Here is a 22,817-nt window from a genome sequence, read left to right as displayed (position 1 = left end):
CCGGCGGGATGAATTTCTTCACTCCCTGCTGAGCCGCCCGCGTTGCCGCTTTGCCGTCTCAGTGGTGGCGCATTATAGGGAGTTATTCGGAGGTGACAAGGGTTTATTGCAAAAAAATGACTGAGCGCCTCTTTTTTAAACGAACGCGTTAAAAACAGACATATCTCGCCGAATTAACAGTCAAAATCGCCGCTTCATCGACACAAATCAGCGCCATCACCTCAAACACCAATGCTATTCTGTTAAACCAAACGCAATTTACTTTGTTGCAGGCTGACAATTATTCGAGAAGGACTTTCAATGATTCGCTCCGCGCGCAGTATGGCCGGCTTGCCCTGGATCGCCGCCATGGCGTTTTTCATGCAGGCACTTGATGCCACCATCCTTAATACCGCGCTTCCCGCTATTGCCGTCAGTCTCGAACGATCTCCTCTTGCCATGCAATCGACTGTCATCAGTTACACGCTTACGGTAGCGATGCTGATCCCGGTAAGTGGCTGGCTGGCCGATCGCTACGGCACACGCAAAGTTTTTATCATTGCCGTCTCTCTGTTTACGCTGGGTTCACTGGCTTGTGCCTTATCCGGCTCGTTGAGCATGTTGGTGATATCTCGCGTAGTACAGGGGATTGGCGGAGCGATGATGATGCCCGTCGCGCGTTTAGCACTTCTGCGCTCATATCCCCGCAGTGAACTGCTGCCCGTTTTAAACTTCGTCACCATGCCAGGTTTAGTGGGACCGATTCTTGGCCCGATGCTTGGCGGCTTGCTGGTAACCTACGCCAGCTGGCACTGGATATTCCTGATCAACATTCCCATCGGTATCGCGGGCATCTTTTATGCGCGCAAATATATGCCGGACTTTACGACGCCGAAACGCCGCTTTGATTTTTTAGGTTTCCTACTGTTTGGCTTAGGCCTGGTGCTGATTTCTGTCGGCATTGAACTGTTTGGCGAGCGTGTTGTGCTGCCGTGGCAAGCGTTATTGGTGCTGTTTAGCGGCGTCGCGTTACTTCTTCTTTATATAGTGCATGCACGGCGCCATCCGGCACCGCTGATCAATTTACCGATGTTTAAAACCCGTACCTTTTCGGTCGGCATCATTGGCAATATTGCCTCGCGTCTGGGAACCGGCTGTATTCCGTTCCTGATGCCGCTGATGTTACAGGTAGGCTTTGGTTATCCCGCACTGATTGCCGGTTGTATGATGGGACCGACGGCGATTGGCGCGCTGCTGGCGAAATCGACGGTGACGCAAGTGCTACGCCGCTTCGGCTATCGCCATACGCTGGTTGGTATCACCATTATTATCGGCATGCTGATTGCCACCTTCTCACTGCAATCGCCGGGCAGCAGCGTAGTCATGTTGCTGGCGGCACTGTTGATTCTGGGGATGGCGATGTCGACGCAGTTCACCGCGATGAATACCATCACGCTAGCGGATTTAAATGATGAGAACGCCAGCGGCGGGAACAGTGTGCTGGCGGTAACGCAGCAGCTGTCGATCAGCTTTGGTGTGGCGGTGAGCGCCGCGGTACTGCGTTTCTATCAGGATGTCGAGGCGACAACCGTCGCGCAATTCCACGCCACCTTCCTGACAATGGGCGTCGTCACCGTGTTGTCAGCTTTCACCTTCATGATGTTACGTCCGGGCGATGGACGAAATCTCATCGCCAACCGCGAGAAAAAGAAGAAAGCCGCTTAAACCGAACCGCGCTCCACCAGCTCCGGCGTCAGCACCAGCGTTTGCTGACTGGCGTCGGGATCGCTCATACGATGAATCAAGGTATCAATCGCCAGTTCGCCGAGCTCATCTTTCGGTTGATGGATGGTGCTAAGCGGCGGCGTCAGGTAACGCGCCAGCTCGATGTTGTCATAGCCCATCACCGCAATATCCTGCGGTACACGCAAGCCGGCCTGGAACAAAGCGTGATAGACGCCAACCGCCATAGCATCGTTACTGGTAAACACCGCTTCAGGCAACGCATCTAACGCCAACAGCTGGTTCATCGCATTGAAACCGCCCTGAAACTCGAAATCGCCATCGACGACGTAGCCCGGCGGCACCGACAATCCGCTGTTGGCCATCGCTTTATGGAAACCTTCCAGACGCAAACGCGCCGGGGTTTTATCCTGCGGTCCCGCAATACAGGCAATACGCGTGTAGCCGCGATCGATCAGATGCTGAGTGGCCAGCTCGCCGCCCAGCAGTGCGTTATCCTGAATAATGTCACCGTGCCCTTCAAACGGCGCCCAGTCCATCATCACCATTGGCACCGACGGATAACGATTGAGGATCTCCGCCGACGGCAGATGGGTTTCGGTACACATCATCAGCAAACCATCGACACGCTTTTGCATCAACGTTTCAAGGCTGCGATTCATGCGTTCTTCATCGCCTTCGGTATTGCACAGAATCAGGCTATAGCCGCGTTCGTAGCAGCTATTCTCCACGCCACGCACCACTTCAGAATAGAACGGGTTACTGCTGGCGGTCAGCAGCATGCCAATGGTGCGCGTTTGCTTGAGCTTCAGGCTGCGCGCCAGCGCGGACGGCGCATAGTTGAGTTCGCGAATCGCCTGATCCACCTTTTCCCGCACCTGCTCGCTGACAAAGCGATTGTTATTGATGACGTGAGAAACGGTGGAGGTAGAGACGCCCGCCAGGCGAGCGACATCTTTCATGGTAGCCAAGCGCTTAGCCCTGTTGTTGCAGGAAGGCGTCGATCTCAGTGCGCCACGGCACTGAGGGCTGAGCCCCAGGACGCGTCACCGCAATCGCGGCGGCGGCATGGGCGAAACGCACGGCATCATGCATCGCTACGCCTTCCAGACGCGCGGTGATAAACGCACCGTTAAAGGTATCGCCCGCAGCGATGGTATCGATGGCTTGCACGCTGAAGCCCGGAATACGCACGCCGTTTCCTTGTTCACTCAGCCACACGCCGCGACGGCCTAACGTGATTAACACGGTAGCAATACCTTTGGCATGCAATGCCTGCGCGGCACGCGCTGCGTCTTCATCGCTCTTTACCGCGATACCGGTGAGAATTTCTGCCTCAGTTTCATTTGGCGTGATGATGTCAATCAATCCGAGCAGCTCATCAGAGAGTTGTGTGGCCGGCGCGGGATTGAGAATCACCTGGGTATGCTGCTCACGGGCAATTTTCGCCGCTGCCAGTACGCTTTCCAGTGGCGATTCCAGCTGCATCAGCAACGCATCTGCATCGGCAATGACCTGCTGATGATGCGCAACGCGGGCAGGGGTCAGGGCCGCATTGGCGCCGGAATAAATACCGATATTATTTTCGCCTTCGCCATTAACGAAGATCATCGCCACCCCGGTGGCTTCATCCGCGACGATTTCGACCGGCGCAGTATCAATGCGGTCTTGCTGCAGCTGCTGACGAATGCGTGCGCCAATGTCATCGGCACCGACACAGGCAATAAATGCAATATCAGCCCCTGCACGGCCAGCGGCTACTGCCTGATTGGCCCCTTTGCCGCCAAAGGCAATTTGATACTGTTTACCGATCACCGTTTCGCCCGGACGCGGAAAGTGGGCGAGGTTAAGGATGTGATCGGCATTGATGCTGCCGAGAACGGCCAGTTTTGCGCTTGTGGTCATTGGGATTCATCCAGAAAGATGCGCCACCAGGACGGTGGCGCGTTGCCCTGCTTTTCTTTACTTATTATTTGGTCACCAGCTTCAGGTCAACCGGGTTCACCGACTGCACCTTCTCACCTTTCAATACTTTATCGGCAGTCTGCACGCCAATCACGCCAATCTTATCTGGCATCTGTGCCACAGTGGCGGTCAGTTTACCCGATTCTACCGCCTTCACACCGTCAGCGGTGCCATCGAAGCCCACCACCAGCACGTCAGTTTTCCCGGCAGTTTGCAGCGCACGCAGCGCGCCCAACGCCATTTCATCGTTCTGAGCAAAAACAGCCTGTACATCCGGATGTCCCTGCAGCAGGTTCTGCATCACGTTCAAACCTTTGGTACGGTCAAAGTCAGCAGGCTGGCTCGCCAGAATATTGAATTTGTGCGCATCAGCCGCCTGTTTGAAGCCTTCGCCACGCTCACGCGCTGCAGAAGTACCGGCAATACCCTGCAGTTCAATGATTTTCGCGCCTTCGCCCAGCTTTTTGGCGATGAAGTCACCGGCCATTTTGCCGCCGAAGCGGTTGTCAGAAGCAACGTGACTCACCACGGTACCTTGTGCAGCAACACGGTCCAGGGTGATCACCGGAATGTTCGCCTGGTTCGCCATCTTCACGGCGTTGCCCACTGCATCAGAATCGGTTGGGTTGATCAGCAGCAGCTTGGTGCCGCGCACCGTCAGATCCTGCACGTTCGCCAGCTCTTTCGCCGGGTTGTTCTGCGAATCCAGCACTACAAGGTTATAACCCAGTTGATCAGCTTCTTTCTGTGCGCCATCTTTCAGTGACACAAAGAACGGATTATTCAGGGTTGAAACCACCAGAGCAATGGTGTCCTTAGCCATCGCGCCAGCACTGAGGGTGGCGCCAAGAATGACGGCCAATGCAGTTAACTTTTTCATTTTTAAATCCTGTGTGAAGGTCAGAGTTATTTACTGCTTTTGTTATCCACCAGCACCGCTAGCAGAATGACGACGGCTTTAACAATCATTTGGTAGTAAGACGATACGCCCATCAGATTCAGGCCGTTATTCAGGAAACCGAGGATCAACGCACCAATCAGCGTGCCCATAATGCGACCTTTACCGCCCGCCAGGCTGGTACCGCCCAGCACCACCGCAGCAATGGCATCCAGTTCATAACCGGTACCTGCCGTGGGTTGTGCAGAAGAGAGGCGTGCCACTTCGATGGTGCCCGCCAATGCCGCCAGCAGGCCGCACAGCGAATAGACGATGATTTTGACGCGGTTAACGCTGATACCGGATAAACGCGTAGCCGCTTCGTTACCGCCCAGCGCATAGATGTAACGTCCGAGGCGCGTGTGATGCAGCATGTACCACGCCAGCGCGAACACCACCGCCATCAGCCATACCGGTGTAGGAATGCCCAATGGACGGCCGATGCCGAACCAGCCGAACAGATCGGCGTTATCGTTAAAACCGGTGTTGATTGGGCTACCGTTGGTATAAACCATGGTGACACCGCGCAGCAGCAGCATCATTACCAGCGTAGCGATAAAAGCCTGCACCTTGCCGCGTGCGACAATCACGCCGGTAATCGCGCCAATTGCCGCGCCCAGCGCCAGCGAAGCCGCAACGGCTACCAGCGCATTCACTTCTAATCCGACGATTGACGCCGCGACGGCACCCGTCAGCGCCAGCAATGATCCCACCGACAAATCAATGCCCGAGGTCAGAATCACCAGCGTCATCCCCACCGCCATAATGGCGTTGACCGATGTCTGCTGCAGGATATTGAACATGTTTGGCAGCGTGAAGAAATTCGGGCTCTGGCTGGCGACCACGGCGATCAGCACAATCAGCGCAATCAGGGATTTCTGCTCCAGCAGCCAGGCTTTGCTGAACCAACGACGGCTGGCGGGTAAGGTTTGGGTGCTCATACTACTAACTCCTCGCTGTGTTGCTTACCGACTGCCGCCGCCATCAGGGATTCCTGGGTAGCCTGCTCACGGGAAAATTCGCCACTCAGATGGCCTTCATGCATCACCACGATGCGATCGCTCATGCCCAGCACTTCCGGCATTTCTGACGACACCAAAATGATGCTCAGCCCTTCGGCTTTAAACTGGTTAATTAACTGATAGATCTCTTTTTTCGCCCCGACATCGACGCCGCGTGTCGGCTCATCAAGAATCAGCACATCGGGGCGCGTCATCAGACCGCGCGCAATCGCTACTTTTTGCTGATTACCACCGGACAGCAGGCCAATTGGCTGCTCCATTGAGGGGGTTTTGACGTTGAACAGGCGGATAAAATCGCCCACCGCCAGCTGCTCGTCACTGTGTCGGAGATTGCCCGCGCCGGTGCTGAAATAGCGCAGCGCGGTCAGCGACATGTTCTCTTTCACCGACATGCCGAGCACCAGGCCATCGCGCTTGCGGTCTTCAGAGATATAAACGATGCCGTTTGCTAAGCCATCCTGCGGTGAGCGGGTCATGATCTCGCGGCCATTCAGCGTCACTTTGCCTTTGCTGCGCGGCAGGGCGCCATACAGCACTTTCATCAATTCGGTCCGGCCCGCGCCCATCAGGCCAGACACGCCAAGGATTTCCCCTTTGCGCAGCGTAAAGCTGACATCATCGACGCCCGGCCCGCTCAGGTTTTCTACTTTTAAGCGGATCTCACCCGGCTGTTGATCGATGCGCGGATATTGATCTTCCAGCTTGCGGCCGACCATCATCTCGATCAGGCTCTCTTCGCTCAGATCGCTGACCGCACGCTCGGCGATAAACTGCCCATCGCGGAACACGGTGACGTCATCGCAAATCTCGAAGATCTCTTTCATGCGGTGCGAGATATAGACGATGCCGCAGCCCTGCGCTTTCAGTTCATTAATCACGCGGAACAACGACAGCGTTTCGGTATCGGTTAGCGCATCGGTCGGTTCATCCATAATGATGACTTTCGACTCGAAGCTGAGCACTTTGGCGATCTCGACCATCTGCTGATCGCCAATCGACAAATCGCCCACCAGCTTGTGGCTGCTGAAACGCAGATTGAGGCGCTTTAACAGCGCATCCGCCGCGGCGTACATCTTTTTCCATTCGATGCGGCCAAAGCGGTTAACAAATTCACGGCCAAGGAAAATATTCTCGGCAACAGTCAGTTGTGGAATCAGGTTCAGTTCCTGATGGATGATGCCAATGCCCGCTTCCTGAGACGCTTTTGGGCCAGAGAACGCCACATCCTTACCTAGCCACTGCATGGAACCGGCGTCCATGCTGTAAATGCCGGTCAGCACTTTCATCATGGTGGATTTACCGGCACCGTTTTCACCCACCAGCGCCATGACGCGGCCAGGATAGACGGCAAGCGAGGCGCCATTCAGCGCTTTCACGCCAGGAAACGACTTTTCAATCCCTTTGAGTTGCAATAGCGGTTGCATAACGGCCTCAGAAGGTCACGCCAGCGCTCAGGATGACATTCGCATACGGAGAACACTCTCCGCTGCGAATGACCGCCTGACTACGCTGCGTTTGTTGTTTGAATTGTTCATGGCTGGTGTAACGGATGGTGATGACATTCCCCTGGTGCCGTTGCAAGGCTTCGAGCACGGCGAGCAGTGCGCTGTGGAGCTGCGGATTATGCTGCTTAATCTCCTCCGCCATCAGGGCGCTTTCGACCTGCATCTCCTGCGTGATAACGTCGACCACCTGTAAAAATTCGGGCGTACCCGGCGTTAACGCCAGATCGATGCGCTGTGGACCGGCCGGAATCGGCAAGCCTGCATCTGCAATCGTCAGCGTATCGGTGTGCCCCAGGCGGGCAATCACATGAGAGACTTCAGCGTTTAACAAGCGACCTTTTTTCATTTCTTCCACTCCACAGCGAAACGTTTCGCTGATCGGGAGTGTATAAAATGCGCGCGGCAACTCAATGACGGCATCACGGAAATGTGATCGCCATCGAAACGTTTCGCTTGTACCAGAGAGAATTTGAGTTTGGTGGGATTGCGGAGCCGCTTACACGGCCCCGGGGAGGAAATTATGGCAGTTTACGCACCTGTTTCACGTCCAGTTCAATGGAGTTGAAATCTTTATCCAGTTCACCGGTCAGTTCTACCTGATCCTTCGGTGAGATGGTTAAACCGTTCCAGCGTTTATGATCGATTTCGACCTTCATGGTGCCAGTGGCATCACGGAACTGATAATCCTCATCACCAATTTGCTTCTCTAGCGTACCGCGCACGGTAATCCAGCTATCGTCTTTCATCTCTTCGGCCTGTTTCACCGTAACAACACTGGTGTTATCAGCTTTGAAACCACCAGACTTAACCTGCGCCGTTGGTGCATTCGGATCAACAAAGCCACCTTGCTGAGCGGCAAGTACCGGCGTAGCGGCCAGCGCGATAACGGCTAATAGAGCTGCAGACTTTTTCATAAATGACCTCTTTTTCATCAATGTGTCGGATTACGGGAGTTATTTCACCACAAGGTTCTTAACAGGATCTTAAGAAAACGCATTGCGCGTACATTCATGAAAAATAGTCTATTTGCCGCGATTTTCGCTGTACAAGAGTGATTGTGCTTCGTATAACTCCGTTTAACAGAAGGAGACGTAATGCGCATTTTACTGATTGAAGATGACACGCTGATTGGTGACGGATTAAAAGTCGGGCTCACCAAACTCGGCTTCAGCGTGGACTGGTTTGTCTCCGGTGAAAGCGGGTTTCAGGCGTTAACAGCGGCCCCCTGGGATGCGGTGGTGCTGGATCTGTCGCTGCCCGAGCGCGACGGTCTGGATATCCTGCGCCAATGGCGCCAGCAAGGACACGATGTGCCAGTTCTGATCCTTACCGCGCGTGATGCGCTCGATCAGCGTGTGCAGGGATTGCAGCTCGGCGCCGATGATTACCTGTGCAAGCCGTTTGCGCTGACAGAGGTTGCGGCGCGCTTGCAGGCGCTGATCCGTCGTCGTCACGGGCAACTGCAGCCCGAACTCAAACACGGCAAGGTGGTGATGGCGCCCGGCAGCCACAGCGTAATGTGCGACGGCGAAGCCGTCAGCCTGAAGAGCCGTGAACTGGCGCTGCTGGAGCTGTTTCTGCGCAACCCTGGCCGCGTGCTGACGCGCAGTCAGCTGGAAGAAAAACTGTATAGCTGGAATGAGGATGTCTCCAGCAATGCGGTGGAAGTGCACATTCATCATCTGCGTAAAAAACTCGGTAGCCAGTTTATTCGCACCGTGCATGGCGTGGGCTATACGCTGGGAGCGGCGGAATGAGTCTGTTCCTGCGCCTCGCCATCGGCTTTGTGCTGCTGATTCTGTTATGCGGCGGGCTTGCCGGCCTCAGCGCCTGGCATCAAACCCGCGATACGGTGAATGAGCTGTTTGATACCCAGCAGATGCTATTTGCTAAACGCCTGATAGCGCTTGATCCCACCTCGCTGCAGGATGTTACGCTGCCCAAAACCAAAGCGATATTGCGCCATCATCGTGGCGATCAGGATGATGATGCCCTGGCGTTTGCCATTTTCAGCGCCGAGGGACAACCGCTCTTAAACGATGGTGAAAACGGTCGCGATCTGCAGTTTGATCATCAGCGCGATGGCTTTGTCGATGGCCGCCTGCGCGGTGATAAGGACAGCTGGCGCTTAGTGTGGCTCACCTCTGCCGATAAACGTTATCGCGTGGTGGTTGGTCAGGAGTGGGAGTATCGCGAGGATATGACGCGCGATCTGGCGCTCAGTAGCTTGTTGCCCTGGCTGATTGCCATGCCCTTTATGCTGCTGTTTTTGCTGGCGCTGGTGTGGTTCGAACTGCGTCCGTTGAAACGTCTGACGGTTTCACTGCATCAACGTGCGCCGGATGACGCCACGCCATTGCCGGAAGCGCGCTTGCCTAAAGAGGTGAAACCGCTGGTGGTGGCGCTCAACGGATTGTTTAGTCGTATGGCACATCTGGTGCAGCGCGAACGTCGCTTCACCTCCGATGCCGCCCATGAACTGCGTAGTCCGCTGGCGGCACTGCGCGTACAGAGCGAAGTGATTCAGCTGGCCGATGATGATGAAGCGATGCGCAAACGCGCCATTCAGCAGTTGGATAGCGGTATTGTGCGCGCCACCCGGCTGGTGGATCAGCTGCTGACACTTTCACGCGTGGAAGCAGACGATCTGCGCAGCGAATTTCAACCGGTCGCGCTGGCGCCGCTGCTGCAAAATCTATTGGCGGAACATTTCCCACAGGCGGAACAGCAGCACACCGATTTAGCATTTACCAGCCATGCTGAACCGGTGATGAACGGTCATCCGCTGCTGCTGGGTTTGATGGTGCGCAACCTGCTGGATAACGCGCTGCGCTATTCACCGGCGGGAAGTACCATCGACGTGCAGCTCAATGCTCGCGCCATTACCGTTGATGATAACGGACCTGGCGTCAGCGAAGAGCAACTGGCAAGGCTGGGGGAACGCTTTTGGCGACCGCCAGGGCAGGCACAAACCGGGAGCGGATTGGGGCTTTCCATCGTGAAGAATATTGCCCAGCTGCACGGCATTCGATTGCAGTTCAGCCAGCGCGCCAGCGGAGGATTGCGCGTCACCTTAAGCTGGTGACGCGCACAGCGTTAAATCTCGACCTGGGTTCCCAGTTCGATCACGCGATTGGGTGGGATTTCAAACTGATCCGGCGCGCGCAGCGCATTACGTTGCAGCGCCAGGAACAACTTGCCACGCAGGCGCAGATACCACGGACGATCGCCGATAATCAGCGATTCATGCGACATGAAGAATGACGTCTCCATCATGCGGCAATTCAGCCCTTCAAGGCCGCAGCGGTGGAAAATCTCCTCAACGTTCGGCGTTTCACGCCAGCCGTAGCTCGCAACCACGCGCCAGAACGTCGGCGACAGCTGCTCAATCGTCACACGACGTACGTTATGCACGTAAGGTGCATCTTCAGTACGCAACGTCAGTAGCACCACGCGCTCATGCAACACTTTGTTGTGTTTAAGGTTATGCAACATGGCAAACGGAATCACGTTAAGCGCACGCGACATATATACCGCGGTACCCGGCACGCGCACCGGCGGCGATTTCTCCAGCGAAGCAATCATCGCTTCCAGAGAGTTACCGTGCTCATGCATACGACGCAGCAGGCGGAAACGCTCGCTTTTCCAGGTGGTCATGATGATGAACATCATCAGTGCCAGCGTTAGCGGCAGCCAACCGCCAGAGAATACTTTGATCAGGTTGGCGGAGAACAGCGACACATCGATACACAACATGGCGATCAGAATCAGCACCACCAGATAGCGGTTCCAGTGCCAGTTTTGAATCGCCACCGTAGAGCAAAGAATCGCGGTCAGCACCATGGTGCCCGTTACCGCAATGCCGTAAGCCGCGGCCAGATTGCTGGAGTGCTCGAAGCCGACAATCACAATCACCACCGAGAAGAAGAGCAGCCAGTTGATCACCGGGATGTAAATCTGCCCTGACTCTTCCTCAGAAGTGTGCACAATACGCATCGGCGGCAAATAGCCAAGGCGCACGGCCTGACGCGTTAACGAGAACACACCGGAAATCACCGCCTGCGAGGCGATCACCGTGGCTAAGGTCGCCAGAATTAACATCGGGATCAGCATCCAGTCCGGCGCGAGCAGGAAGAACGGATTTTTAATCGCTTCCGGATGTTTGAGCAGCAGCGCACCCTGACCGAAGTAGTTGAGCACCAGCGATGGCAGCACCACGATGAACCAGGCGAGTCGAATCGGAAATTTGCCGAAGTGGCCCATGTCGGCATACAGCGCTTCTACGCCAGTAATCGCCAGCACCACCGCGCCCAGCGCGAAGAAAGAGACCGTTTTGTATTCGATAAAGAAGTGCAGCGCCCAGTACGGATTCATCGCGTGCAGCACGTCGGGATTACTGATGATACTGCGCGCGCCCAATACCGCCAGAACCAGAAACCACAGCAGCATCACCGGTGCGAACAGTTTTCCGACAATGCCAGTACCGTGCTTCTGGATAACAAACAGCAGGGTCAAAACGGCGATCGCTAATGGCACGATATAGGCATCCAGACTTGGGGCCGCAATTTCCAGCCCCTCAATCGCCGAAAGCACCGAGACTGCTGGGGTAATCACCACTTCGCCATAGAAGAAGCTGCCGCCGATCAGGCCCATGATCACCAGTATCGCGGTGGCTCTGGCGCCGGTATGACGGCCAGCCAGCGACATCAGCGTCAAAATCCCGCCTTCACCCGCGTTATCGGCGCGCATCACGTAGCTGATGTATTTAAGCGACACCACCAGAATCAGCAGCCAGAAGATCAGCGACAGGAAGCCAAAAACCGCTTCACGCTCAACGCCAAAACCAAACTGACCAGAGAGACATTCACGCAATGTATAGAGCGGGCTGGTGCCGATATCGCCATACACCACGCCAATGGCCGCCAGTGTGACTGCCCCAAGGGACTGTTTCTTATCCGAGCTCATAAGTTGTCTTTTGTTGGAGCCGATGAGGCACTTGCCCACCGCTCAAGCCATCAAAAAGCGCACAGTATGCACATATTCCCAAAAAAACCTACTCTTACAAAGTGTCACCATCGCGTCGGTGACGCGGTTTTTCGCCGAAAATCGGGTAAAAAAAGCGTTGGAAGCGGCGAGTTATCTCGCATCAACCTTCTGAAACAAAAAAGCTGACGGCTATCAACGCAATCGCGCATGATAATCAGTAGAGTATTGCGCTCGCCAGACTATGACGGCACCAGGATCAAAAGGATAATGATGTGATTATGGCTCAACCCCATCTTTTGGCAGAAAGAATTTCTCGCCTGAGCAACGCGCTGGAAAAAGGGCTGTATGAACGCCATCACGCGATCCGCCTCTGTCTGCTGGCTGCGCTGAGCGGCGAAAGCGTGTTTTTGCTCGGGCCGCCCGGCATCGCTAAGAGCCTGATTGCCCGCCGCCTGAAATACGCCTTCCAACACGCCCGCGCTTTTGAATACCTGATGACCCGTTTTTCCACCCCCGAAGAGGTGTTTGGCCCGCTGTCGATTCAGGCGCTGAAAGATGAAGGGCGTTATCAACGTCTCACCAAAGGCTACCTGCCGGATGCCGAAATTGTTTTCCTCGACGAAATCTGGAAAGCCGGCCCGGCGATTCTGAATACCTTGCTCACCGCCATCAACGAACGCCGCTTCCGTAACGGCGACAGTGAAGAAAAAATCCCGATGCGTCTGCTGGTTACCGCCTCCAACGAACTGCCGGAAGCCGATAGCGGACTGGAAGCGCTGTACGATCGCATGTTGATTCGTCTGTGGCTGGATAACGTGCATGAAAAGCAGAACTTCCGCAGCATGCTCACCCACCAGCAGGACGAAAACGACAATCCAGTCGCAGAAGCGTTGCGCATCAGCGATGAAGAGTATGAGCAGTGGCAGAAAGGCATCAGTCAGGTCAGCCTGCCCGACCACGTGTTCGAACTGATTTATCAGCTGCGTCAGCAGTTAGAAACGCTGCCGGATGCGCCGTACATCTCCGATCGCCGCTGGAAGAAAGCCATTCATCTGTTGCAGGCCAGCGCGTTCTATAGCGGCCGCGTGACCATCGCCCCTATCGACTTAATTCTGCTGAAAGATTGCCTGTGGCATGACGTGGCTTCGATGAAGCTGCTGGATCGCGAAATCGATACGCTAATGTCGCAACATGCGTGGCAGCAGCAGGCGCTGCTACACAAGCTGCAACAGATCAAAAGCCGTCGCATGGCGCTGCAACAGCAGCAAAGCGTGGCGCAAGCGCTGACGCTAGAGAAACACAGCGGCATGTTTAGCCGCAAACCGCATTATGAATTACCCGCAGCCATTACTGATGAGCAACTGACATTGATGCTGCAACAGCCGCTAATGCTGCACGATATGCAGGTGACGCATATCCTGATTGGTCGCGAAGCGCTGGAGCAGTGGCTGCTGAAAGGCGGCGAGATCCGCGGCAAGCTGAACGGTATTGGCTTTGGTCAGACGCTCGATCTGCTGGTGGATACACATCACTGTCTGACGCTGCGCGATGTCAGCCTGCAATCCACACGACTGACGCTGCCGGGCGCCAGCAGCAGCAGTGAGATGCCGCAGGAGATCGTGGATGAATACGAAGCGCTCGAGACACAGCTGCGTGCGCAGCGCACGCTGTTTAGCCAGCATCAGCGCTGCCTGTTTATCAGTGACGATTGGCTAGCCCGCATTGAAACCAGCCTGCAGGATGTCGCGGAACAGCTGAAACAGGCGCGAAAATGATCTCACTGGAGACGCTGAGCACGCTGTTATCGATTGGCGAAACCGAGTTAATCGAAGAGCTGATTTTAGCGCTGCTCGCCTCGCCGCAACTGGCACTGTTCTTTGAGAAATTCCCGCGTTTGAAGCAAGCCATGATGCGCGATCTACCGCGCTGGCGCTCAGAGATCGCTGAGCAGATCAAAGTCACACCGGTGCCAGAAGCGCTGGCGCAGGAGTTTCAGCTGTTTCAACAGATGCAACTGCTCAGCTCACAACATTTTACCCAACAGTTACCTCACATCATGACGCAGCTGAAAAGCCTGCCGTCGCCGTTCATCGAAGAAGCCAGCAAACTGCTGCTCAACGCCGAAAGCGCCGAGCTCAGCAACGCACAACACACGTTGTTTCTGCAACGCTGGCGCCTCAGTCTGACGCTGCAAACGCTGACGCTGAATGAAACCATCCTGGAAGAACAACGCGAACGTTTAATGGCCGAGTTGCAGCAGCGCATGGCGATCAGCGGTCAACTGGCACCCATTCTCACCGATGATGATGAAGCCGCCGCCGGACGCCTGTGGGATTTGAGCAAAGCGCCGCTGCAGCACGGCGATTACGAACTGATTGTGCAGTACGGCGACTTCCTTGCTCAGCAGCCGGAGCTGATGAAGCTGGCACAGCAGCTGGGGCGCAGTCGCGAAGCCAAATCGGTACCTTCGCAGGATGCGCCGCTGGAGGCGTTTCACCAACTGGTGCGTGAACCGGATAACGTGCCGGAAGAGGTCAGCGGCATTCATCAGAGCGATGATGTGCTGCGGCTGTTGCCACCTGAGCTGGCGGCACTGAGCATCAGCGAGTTAGAGCTGGAATTTTATCGGCGCTTAGTGGAAAAACGCTTGCTGACCTACCGTTTGCAGGGCGATGCGTGGCATGAAAAAGTCACCATGAGTCCGGTCAGCCACCAGCAGCATGAAGAGCAGCCGCGCGGCCCGTTTATCGTCTGCGTGGATACCTCCGGTTCGATGGGCGGTTTCAACGAACGCTGTGCCAAAGCCTTTTGCCTGGCGCTGTTGAAAGTGGCACTGGCGGATAAGCGCCGCTGCTACATCATGCTGTTCGCCCATGAAGTCATCGGCTATGAACTCACTTCTGATAACGGTATTGAGCAGGCGATACGTTTCCTCAGCCAGCGTTTTCGCGGTGGCACCGATCTGGCGGCCTGTCTTGCGGCAGTCGTGAAACGGATGGAAGGCAGCGCGTGGCAGGAAGCTGATGCGGTGATCGTGTCAGATTTTATAGCCCAGCGTTTACCCGACGATATCGTCAACACCATTAAGCAGCGTCAGCGCCAATATCAACAGCGCTTCCATGCGGTAGCCATGTCGCTGCACGGTAAGCCTGGCATTCTTCGCATCTTTGATCACATCTGGCGCTTCGATACCGGGTTGAAAAGTCGCCTGTTGCGCCGCTGGCAGCGCTAAGTCATCTGGCAGAAATGCTAATTTGCTATAGTGATAAGTTCGCACACTAAGCAAATGGAGCACCTTGTGACCACCGCCCAACTTCCCGCACCGACCCGCACGCTGCGACTCTCCGGCCAAAATAGCGAACAAAAAAGAGCCGAACTGCTGACGTACTTCACCCAAACCTGGGAACTGTATGAAAGCCTGTTTGATTGCCTGGCCGACGAGCGCGCCTGGTTTAACAAAGCCATTTCGCTGCGCCATCCGCTGATCTTCTACTTTGGCCATACCGCCACCTTCTACATCAATAAACTCATGGCCGGCCGCTATCTCGACCAACGCGTTGACGATCGTATTGAAGCGATGATGGCGATCGGCGTGGATGAGATGAGCTGGGACGATCTCAATGATAGCCATTACGACTGGCCGACCATCAATGAAGTACGCGACTATCGCGGCAAAGTAAAAAGCCTGGTCAGCGAGTTCATTCGCACCATGCCGCTGGAGCTGCCCATCGATTGGCAAAGCCCGGCGTGGGTGGTTTTGATGGGGATCGAGCACGAACGTATTCATCTGGAAACCTCCAGCGTACTGATGCGCCAGTTGCCAATTGAATGGGTAAAAGCGCAGCCGCACTGGCCAGTTTGCCCGCAGGCGCGTCACGATCGTCAATCTGTGCCAGCCAATTCGCTAATCGCGATGCCCGGTGGCCGTGTGCAGCAGGGTAAAACTGACGACACTTACGGTTGGGATAACGAATATGGCAGCCAGCAGACGGAACTGAAGCCGTTCAAGGCCAGCAAAATGCTGGTGAGCAATGCCGAGTTTTATCGCTTTATCGCGGCGGGTGGCTATAACGACCCGCGCTGGTGGGATGATGAAGGTTGGGGCTGGCGCGAATTTTCCGGCGCGCAGATGCCGACGTTTTGGGTTGGTAATGAAAAGCTGCCCGATCAGCTTAAACTGCGTTTGCTGGCTGAAGAAGTCGCGATGCCGTGGGATTGGCCTGCGGAGGTGAACCAGCTGGAAGCCGCCGCGTTCTGCCGCTGGCTGGCTGAAGAGACAGGTAAATCCGTTCAGTTGCCGTGCGAAGCTGAGTGGGCGCAGCTGCGTGAGCAGGTAAGCGGCGATCAGCCGGATTGGACGGAGGCGCCAGGCAATATCAATCTGGCATATTGGGCTTCATCCAGCCCGGTTGACCGTTTTGCGCAGGGGGAGTTTTACGACATCGTCGGTAATGTCTGGCAGTGGACCACCACGCCGACCAACGGTTTCGAAGGCTTTAAAGTGCACCCGCTGTATGACGATTTCTCCACGCCGACCTTTGATGGCAAACATGCGCTGATCAAAGGCGGCAGCTGGATTTCCACCGGCAATGAAGCGTTAAAATCCGCACGCTACGCTTTCCGCCGTCACTTCTTCCAGCATGCCGGTTTCCGCTATGTGGTCTCATCTCATGAAGAAACCATGGCGCTCAATCCCTATGAAACGGACAGCATGGTGTCGCAGTATCTCGATTTCCAGTACGGACCGAACTACTACGATGTCCCCAATTACGCTGCTGCGCTGGTGGAAAAATTGCTGCCGCACTGCAGTGCGCGCGGTGAAGCGCTGGATATCGGCTGTGCCACCGGACGCGCCAGTTTTGAACTGGCGCGCTATTTCGATGCGGTCACCGGCATGGATTACTCGGCGCGCTTTATTGATGTGGCGCTGCAGCTGACCTCCGGTGAAGATTTCCGCTATGTGGTACCCGAAGAAGGCGAGCTGGTGGAGTATCGCCAGGTGCGGCTGAAAGAGTTTGGCCTTGAGGCCGAGCAGGCGCAGCGCATTCAATTTATTCAGGGCGATGCCTGTAACCTGAAGCCGCAGCCGGAACGTTACGATCTGGTACTGGCTTCCAACCTGATTGACCGTCTGCGTCAGCCAAAGCGTTTCCTGCAGGATATAACGCCGATGATCCGTTCCGGCGGTCTGCTGGTGCTGTCATCGCCCTATACCTGGCTGGAAGATTTCACCCCGAAGGAGAACTGGCTGGGCGGTATTCGCGAAAATGGCGAAGCGTTAACCACCTATCAGGCACTGCAGCGCGAACTGCGGGACGCATTTGAAGAAGTGGCACCGCCGCAAGATGTGCCGTTCGTCATACGCGAGACGGCACGCAAGTTTCAGCATACTCAGGCACAAGTGACCTTCTGGCGTAAGCGCTAAAAAGCATGCAGACAACGGGATGCCCGTTGTCTGCACCTTGCCTGCACCGCTAATTTGCTGCACATTCTCCATTATTCATAGAAGAAGAACTCAACGAGGATGGACAATGGCGGAACACCTTCAGCTGGATAACCTGGACCGCGGCATTCTGAATGCGCTGCTGCAAAATGCGCGCACCGCCTACGCCGAGCTCGCCAAACAGTTCAATGTGAGCCCGGGCACCATTCATGTTCGCGTGGAGAAGATGCGTCAGGCGGGCATTATTTTAGGCACGCGCGTGGAGATCGATCCCCGTCAACTCGGCTTCGATGTGTGCTGTTTTATCGGCATTATCCTGAAAAGCGCGCGTGACTATCCTGCGGCACTCAGCAAACTGGAAGCGCTAGATGAAGTAGTAGAAGCCTGGTATACCACCGGTCATTACAGCATCTTTATCAAAGTGATGTGCCGATCGATCGATGCCTTGCAACAGGTGTTGATCAACAAGATCCAGACTATTGATGAAATTCAGTCCACCGAAACCCTGATCTCACTGCAAAACCCGATCATGCGCACCATCAAGCCGTAATCCCTCCCTATTCTGTGCACAACCTTATCCCGGGCAGATCGCGCGTCTAGCGCGACTTGCCGCCTGATGCTTTCTACTATTAACCCTGTTTTCCACAGGTGGATCACCGCTTGATCACAGCGTACAATGCTCGCCTTTAGTGCGGGAGAGCATCATGGCCGATATTACGTTAATCAGTGGAAGTACCCTTGGCAGCGCCGAATATGTTGCTGAACATCTGGAAGAAAAACTGCAGGAAGCGGGCTTCTCAACCGAGGTGCTGCATGGCCCTGAGCTGGATGAGCTGCCACAGCAGGGTATCTGGCTGATCGTTACCTCTACGCACGGCGCTGGCGAACTGCCTGACAACTTGCTTCCTTTATATGAAGCATTGCAGGAGACGCAACCTGACCTTTCCGGCCTACGTTATGGCGCTGTGGGCATCGGCAACCATGAATACGATCTTTTCTGCGGCGCGATTAAGCTGCTAGAAGAGCAGTTGAACCAGTTGGGTGCCAAACGCATTGGCGATCGCCTTGAGATCGACGTTTTAGAGCATGAGATCCCGGAAGACGCAGCTGAAGTGTGGGTCGCCACATGGAAAACACAGATTTAAAACGATCTTAGCCGGTTGGGGATCGGGAAAAAGAGACGATCCCCAGTTTATTACGCTGTTTTTTCGCGTTTATCGTGCGATCACTTGTGGATAACATGGCCTGTTTCATGCGTATAACCAGTAGTTATCCAAAGAACAACCATTGATTCATTTTTAGCCTGTGCATAAGTCACCATTTTGATCCCAGCTTATACGGATCAGGATCACCGATCATTCACAGTAAACGATCCTCTCTAATTACTTGTTTAATCTCTGCTTTTCGGGGTTATCAACAGCCTGGTGCGATCCTAATAGTAGATCTAACAGAGAGATCATATAAAAGATCTAAAGATCCTTTATTTAAAACCTCAGGATCCCGCGACTTTCGCAGCCGACATAATTTCAGTAGAATCCACCGCCCAGGGCAACAATCCCTGTCCGAACACTAACGAGGACCACTTCATGTTTTATCCAGATCCTTTTGACGTCATCGTAATCGGTGGTGGTCATGCGGGCACAGAGGCCGCGATGGCCGCCGCCCGAATGGGTCAGCAAACCCTGTTACTCACCCATAACATTGATACGCTTGGACAAATGTCCTGTAATCCGGCGATCGGTGGCATCGGGAAAGGACATCTGGTGAAGGAAGTGGATGCCTTAGGCGGTTTGATGGCCACGGCAATTGACCAGGCTGGCATACAGTTTAGGATACTAAACGCCAGCAAGGGCCCAGCCGTTCGCGCTACTCGTGCTCAGGCTGACCGCGTGCTGTATCGCCAGGCGGTACGCACTGCGCTGGAGAACCAGCCCAACCTGATGATCTTCCAGCAGGCAGTTGACGATCTGATTGTGGAAAACGATCGCGTCGTCGGTGCTGTGACGCAGATGGGCTTGAAATTCCGCGCCAAAACCGTGGTACTGACCGTCGGGACGTTCCTTGATGGCAAAATCCATATTGGCCTGGATAACTACAGCGGTGGTCGAGCGGGCGATCCGCCATCAATTCCATTGGCAAAGCGTTTGCGTGCACTGCCGTTGCGTGTAAATCGCTTGAAAACCGGTACGCCACCACGTATCGATGCTCGCTCGATTGATTTTTCAGTACTGACTCCGCAGCACGGTGATAACCCGATGCCGCTGTTCTCGTTCATGGGTAAGGCATCACAGCATCCGCAACAGGTGCCGTGCTGGATCACCTACACCAACGAGCAGACGCATGACGTGATCCGCAACAACCTCGATCGTAGCCCGATGTACGCCGGGATCATCGAAGGGATTGGTCCACGTTACTGCCCGTCGATTGAAGACAAAGTTATGCGCTTTGCCGATCGTAACGCGCACCAGATCTTCCTGGAGCCGGAAGGCCTTACCAGCAACGAGATCTACCCGAATGGCATCTCCACCAGCCTGCCGTTTGACGTACAGATGCAGATCGTGCGTTCCATGAAAGGATTGGAAAACGCGAAGATCATCCGTCCGGGTTATGCCATTGAGTATGATTTCTTCGATCCTCGCGATCTGAAGCCGACGCTGGAAAGCAAATTTATCCACGGCCTGTTCTTTGCCGGTCAGATCAACGGCACCACCGGCTACGAAGAAGCGGCGGCGCAAGGTTTGCTGGCAGGGCTGAATGCAGCACGTTCCTCTGCAGACAAAGAGGGCTGGGCGCCACGTCGCGATCAGGCCTACCTCGGTGTGTTGGTTGACGATCTCTGTACCTTAGGTACCAAAGAGCCATACCGCATGTTCACATCGCGCGCGGAATACCGCTTGATGCTACGTGAAGATAACGCCGATCTGCGTCTGACTGAAGCGGGTCGTGAACTCGGCCTGGTTGATGATGATCGCTGGGCGCGCTACAACCAGAAACTGGAAGCGATTGAGCAAGAGCGTCAACGCCTGCGCGATCTGTGGGTGCATCCGAAATCGGATAACGTGGCTGAAGTCAACGCCGTGATCAGCGCCCCGCTGACTAAAGAAGCCAGCGGCGAAGATCTGCTGCGTCGTCCAGAGATGACTTACCCACTGCTGACGTCGCTCGCCAGCTACGGTCCGGCACTGCTTGATGAGCAAGCCGCTGAGCAGGTGGAGATTCAGGTGAAGTACGAAGGTTACATCGCGCGCCAGCAAGAAGAGATTGATCGCCAGCAGCGCAATGAAAATACCTTGTTGCCTGTGGAGCTCGATTATCGTCAGGTGAATGGCCTGTCGAATGAAGTGATCGCTAAGCTTAACGATCACAAACCCACCTCCATCGGCCAGGCTTCACGTATTTCGGGTATCACACCGGCAGCAATTTCAATTCTGCTGATTTACCTGAAGAAACAGGGCCTGCTGCGTAAAAGCGCCTGATAGACTTTGGGGCGAGGCAACTCGCCCCCGTTAATGGAATTCTCGTTGTGATCAACAAACTCTCCTCGCTGCTGAAAGCGGCAAACATTTCCCTTACCGATCAACAAAAACAACAGTTGGTAGGCTATGTTGAATTGCTGCATAAGTGGAATAAAGCCTACAACCTGACTTCGGTGCGCGATCCACAGCAGATGCTGGTGCGTCATATTCTCGATAGCGTGGTGGTTGAGCCGCATCTGCAGGGCGAACGCTTTATTGATGTTGGCACAGGGCCGGGTCTGCCGGGTATTCCGTTGGCCATCGTGCGTCCTCAGTCGCATTTCACCTTGCTGGATAGCCTCGGCAAACGCGTGCGTTTTCTGCGTCAGGTACAGCATGAGTTAGGACTTACTAACGTCACGCCGGTGCAGAGCCGCGTTGAAGAGTTCCCATCCGAACCACCGTTTGACGGCGTTATCAGCCGTGCATTTGCTTCGCTGGAAGACATGTTGAACTGGTGTCATCATTTGCCGGGCCGCGAAGGCCGCTTTTATGCCTTAAAAGGTGTGCGTCCGGATGATGAGATTTCCGCGTTGCCTGCTGGCTTTGTGGTAGAAAAAATTCAGCCGTTACGGGTACCCGAATTAGATGGTGAACGTCATCTGGTGGTGATTTCCCGGCAATAGCCTTTAAAACGGTATGGATATAAGCCCGTTCATGCCGTTTGTCTTAGCGAATGTGCTGAATGAAAAAGCAGCGATTGAACACTTTAAGATAAAGGGTTTTATTTAGCAGGGCAGGGTGAGCGAGTTAACATCCTCGCCGGAAATTATCCGAAAAGCTCTGTTACATTTAACGATTAATTCACATTTCATTATCACTTAGATCACTTTATTGCGTGTATTTACCTGGCCGAATAATCACTGTTGAAAATATAACTCTGCAATAAATTGGCGTGCGTAATATCAATTTTACGTTTTTATTGCAGCACATGATGTCAATAGAGTGTTTTTATCGAAAATCCTGATTCAGCACGTAAGTAATAATTTTAACCGAATGATAAGTAAGTGCTTTAACCCGTTTTTGAATCGAATGATTCTTGTCATAAACAAATTTTCCTAGTTATTCCTTGTTTATTATGTGATCTAAAGCACGCTTTAAAAGCAAGTTGAATGGGCGATTTCAGACTTTCAGCGAAGCATTGTCGGAAGTCGATGTTTTGAAAAAGAGTCCTTCAGAAAGAAATTTAAATAATTGTTCACCTTTTCGCTACTTACCGATTGAAATCGCAGGTGGCGCCCGTATAATTTGCACGGCTTTTGCTGCTTGACTCAAATGAGTAAAGGCAGTCTTATACGACACGCGACATACCCCGTTCGGGGCAGGAGAGTTCAGCGTCATGTCAGTGTCTCTTTACAGTGTGAAATTAGCCCGGGCCGTGCTGATAATTCAGCTGGTGACCTTTGTCATCATCGGTGCGCTCTTTACCCTGAAAGAGGTCACCTGGGGCGCCTCCGCCATCGCCGGTGGAGTGGCAGCCTGGCTGCCGAACGTGTTGTTTATGTTTTTAGCCTGGCGCCTGCAGGATCAAACGCCTGCGAAAGGCCGTGTTGCCTGGAGCTTCGCCCTCGGGGAAGTGTTCAAGGTGTTTACAACGGTCATTTTTCTCGCGGTGGCGTTGGGTGTGTTTGGAGCGGTCTTCTGGCCACTCGCAATCACGTGGTTATCGGTGCTGGTGGTGCAGATCGTCGCTCCGGCTGTAATTAACAACAAAGGGTAAGA

The 22,817-nt window shown here is 54.5% G+C and carries 19 protein-coding genes; 11 read left to right on the top strand and 8 right to left on the bottom strand.

The window, feature by feature from the left end; translation table 11 throughout:
* Positions 1 to 300 precede the first annotated feature (300 nt).
* Positions 301 to 1,704 (top strand): multidrug transporter subunit MdtD, encoded by a 1,404-nt coding sequence (mdtD, locus tag PMI17_RS23535; RefSeq protein WP_007893649.1) that lies wholly within the window; start codon positions 301 to 303, stop codon positions 1,702 to 1,704.
* On the opposite strand, the gene rbsR is transcribed toward mdtD, so the two are convergent.
* The 7 genes from rbsR to PMI17_RS23500 all read right to left on the bottom strand — a co-directional run bounded on the left by rbsR (position 1,701) and on the right by PMI17_RS23500 (position 8,065).
* Positions 1,701 to 2,684, bottom strand: a complete 984-nt coding sequence (gene rbsR, locus PMI17_RS23530) for a ribose operon transcriptional repressor RbsR (protein WP_007893648.1) — start codon at positions 2,682 to 2,684, stop codon at positions 1,701 to 1,703. The two genes, mdtD and rbsR, sit on opposite strands and share 4 nt — an antisense overlap.
* A 13-nt stretch (positions 2,685 to 2,697) precedes the next feature.
* Positions 2,698 to 3,627: a ribokinase gene (rbsK, locus tag PMI17_RS23525; RefSeq protein WP_007893647.1), complete on the bottom strand. Its 930-nt coding sequence runs from the start codon at positions 3,625 to 3,627 to the stop codon at positions 2,698 to 2,700.
* A gap of 64 nt (positions 3,628 to 3,691) precedes the next feature.
* A complete protein-coding gene (rbsB, locus tag PMI17_RS23520) occupies positions 3,692 to 4,567 on the bottom strand; it encodes a ribose ABC transporter substrate-binding protein RbsB (protein ID WP_007893644.1) in 876 nt (291 codons plus the stop codon).
* Positions 4,568 to 4,593: 26 nt separating this feature from the next.
* Positions 4,594 to 5,565, bottom strand: coding sequence for a ribose ABC transporter permease (gene rbsC, locus PMI17_RS23515; RefSeq protein WP_007893642.1), 972 nt, complete (start codon positions 5,563 to 5,565; stop codon positions 4,594 to 4,596).
* The gene (gene rbsA / locus PMI17_RS23510) at positions 5,562 to 7,070 is read right to left on the bottom strand and encodes a ribose ABC transporter ATP-binding protein RbsA (RefSeq protein WP_007893638.1); all 1,509 of its coding nucleotides are present in this window, start codon (positions 7,068 to 7,070) and stop codon (positions 5,562 to 5,564) included. The genes rbsC and rbsA overlap by 4 nt, the downstream gene beginning before the upstream one ends.
* Positions 7,071 to 7,077: 7 nt before the next feature.
* Entirely contained in the window at positions 7,078 to 7,497 is a 420-nt protein-coding gene (gene rbsD / locus PMI17_RS23505; protein WP_007893635.1) for a D-ribose pyranase, read from the bottom strand.
* A gap of 172 nt (positions 7,498 to 7,669) precedes the next feature.
* Complete coding sequence (locus PMI17_RS23500; protein ID WP_007893632.1) at positions 7,670 to 8,065, bottom strand: YgiW/YdeI family stress tolerance OB fold protein; 396 nt, start codon at positions 8,063 to 8,065, stop codon at positions 7,670 to 7,672.
* Between the two features lie 180 nt (positions 8,066 to 8,245).
* On the opposite strand from PMI17_RS23500, the gene qseB reads away from it, so the two are divergent.
* Both qseB and qseC read left to right on the top strand, forming a co-directional pair.
* A complete protein-coding gene (qseB, locus tag PMI17_RS23495; protein WP_007893629.1) occupies positions 8,246 to 8,908 on the top strand; it encodes a quorum sensing response regulator transcription factor QseB in 663 nt (220 codons plus the stop codon).
* Positions 8,905 to 10,236 carry a quorum sensing histidine kinase QseC gene (gene qseC, locus PMI17_RS23490; RefSeq protein ID WP_007893627.1) on the top strand — a complete coding sequence of 444 codons (1,332 nt, stop codon included), beginning with the start codon at positions 8,905 to 8,907 and terminating at the stop codon, positions 10,234 to 10,236. Before qseB ends, qseC begins: the two co-directional genes overlap by 4 nt.
* 11 nt (positions 10,237 to 10,247) lie before the next feature.
* On the opposite strand, the gene kup is transcribed toward qseC, so the two are convergent.
* Positions 10,248 to 12,116 (bottom strand): low affinity potassium transporter Kup, encoded by a 1,869-nt coding sequence (gene kup / locus PMI17_RS23485; protein ID WP_007893624.1) that lies wholly within the window; start codon positions 12,114 to 12,116, stop codon positions 10,248 to 10,250.
* A gap of 299 nt (positions 12,117 to 12,415) precedes the next feature.
* Between kup and ravA the strand changes: the two genes are divergently transcribed.
* The 8 genes from ravA to atpI all read left to right on the top strand — a co-directional run bounded on the left by ravA (position 12,416) and on the right by atpI (position 22,815).
* On the top strand, positions 12,416 to 13,912 hold the full coding sequence (gene ravA, locus PMI17_RS23480) for an ATPase RavA (protein WP_036622171.1): 1,497 nt from the start codon (positions 12,416 to 12,418) through the stop codon (positions 13,910 to 13,912).
* Positions 13,909 to 15,369, top strand: a complete 1,461-nt coding sequence (gene viaA, locus PMI17_RS23475) for an ATPase RavA stimulator ViaA (RefSeq protein WP_007893618.1) — start codon at positions 13,909 to 13,911, stop codon at positions 15,367 to 15,369. The genes ravA and viaA overlap by 4 nt, the downstream gene beginning before the upstream one ends.
* Before the next feature lie 66 nt (positions 15,370 to 15,435).
* Positions 15,436 to 17,562, top strand: coding sequence for a 5-histidylcysteine sulfoxide synthase (ovoA, locus tag PMI17_RS23470; RefSeq protein ID WP_007893614.1), 2,127 nt, complete (start codon positions 15,436 to 15,438; stop codon positions 17,560 to 17,562).
* A gap of 106 nt (positions 17,563 to 17,668) precedes the next feature.
* Positions 17,669 to 18,130, top strand: coding sequence for a transcriptional regulator AsnC (asnC, locus tag PMI17_RS23465; protein WP_007893613.1), 462 nt, complete (start codon positions 17,669 to 17,671; stop codon positions 18,128 to 18,130).
* Between the two features lie 154 nt (positions 18,131 to 18,284).
* Entirely contained in the window at positions 18,285 to 18,725 is a 441-nt protein-coding gene (gene mioC / locus PMI17_RS23460) for an FMN-binding protein MioC (RefSeq protein ID WP_007893612.1), read from the top strand.
* A 441-nt stretch (positions 18,726 to 19,166) separates the two neighbouring features.
* On the top strand, positions 19,167 to 21,056 hold the full coding sequence (gene mnmG, locus PMI17_RS23455; RefSeq protein ID WP_007893611.1) for a tRNA uridine-5-carboxymethylaminomethyl(34) synthesis enzyme MnmG: 1,890 nt from the start codon (positions 19,167 to 19,169) through the stop codon (positions 21,054 to 21,056).
* 47 nt (positions 21,057 to 21,103) lie between these two features.
* Positions 21,104 to 21,721, top strand: coding sequence for a 16S rRNA (guanine(527)-N(7))-methyltransferase RsmG (rsmG, locus tag PMI17_RS23450; RefSeq protein WP_007893610.1), 618 nt, complete (start codon positions 21,104 to 21,106; stop codon positions 21,719 to 21,721).
* 713 nt (positions 21,722 to 22,434) lie between these two features.
* Complete coding sequence (atpI, locus tag PMI17_RS23445; RefSeq protein WP_007893609.1) at positions 22,435 to 22,815, top strand: F0F1 ATP synthase subunit I; 381 nt, start codon at positions 22,435 to 22,437, stop codon at positions 22,813 to 22,815.
* The last annotated feature ends 2 nt before the right edge of the window (positions 22,816 to 22,817 follow it).

The organism is Pantoea sp. GM01 (genome assembly GCF_000282675.1).
In the GTDB taxonomy this organism is placed as follows: domain Bacteria; phylum Pseudomonadota; class Gammaproteobacteria; order Enterobacterales; family Enterobacteriaceae; genus Pantoea; species Pantoea nemavictus.
The sequence above is the reverse complement of the archived record's forward strand: the minus strand, read 5'-3'. Positions and strand labels throughout refer to the sequence as shown.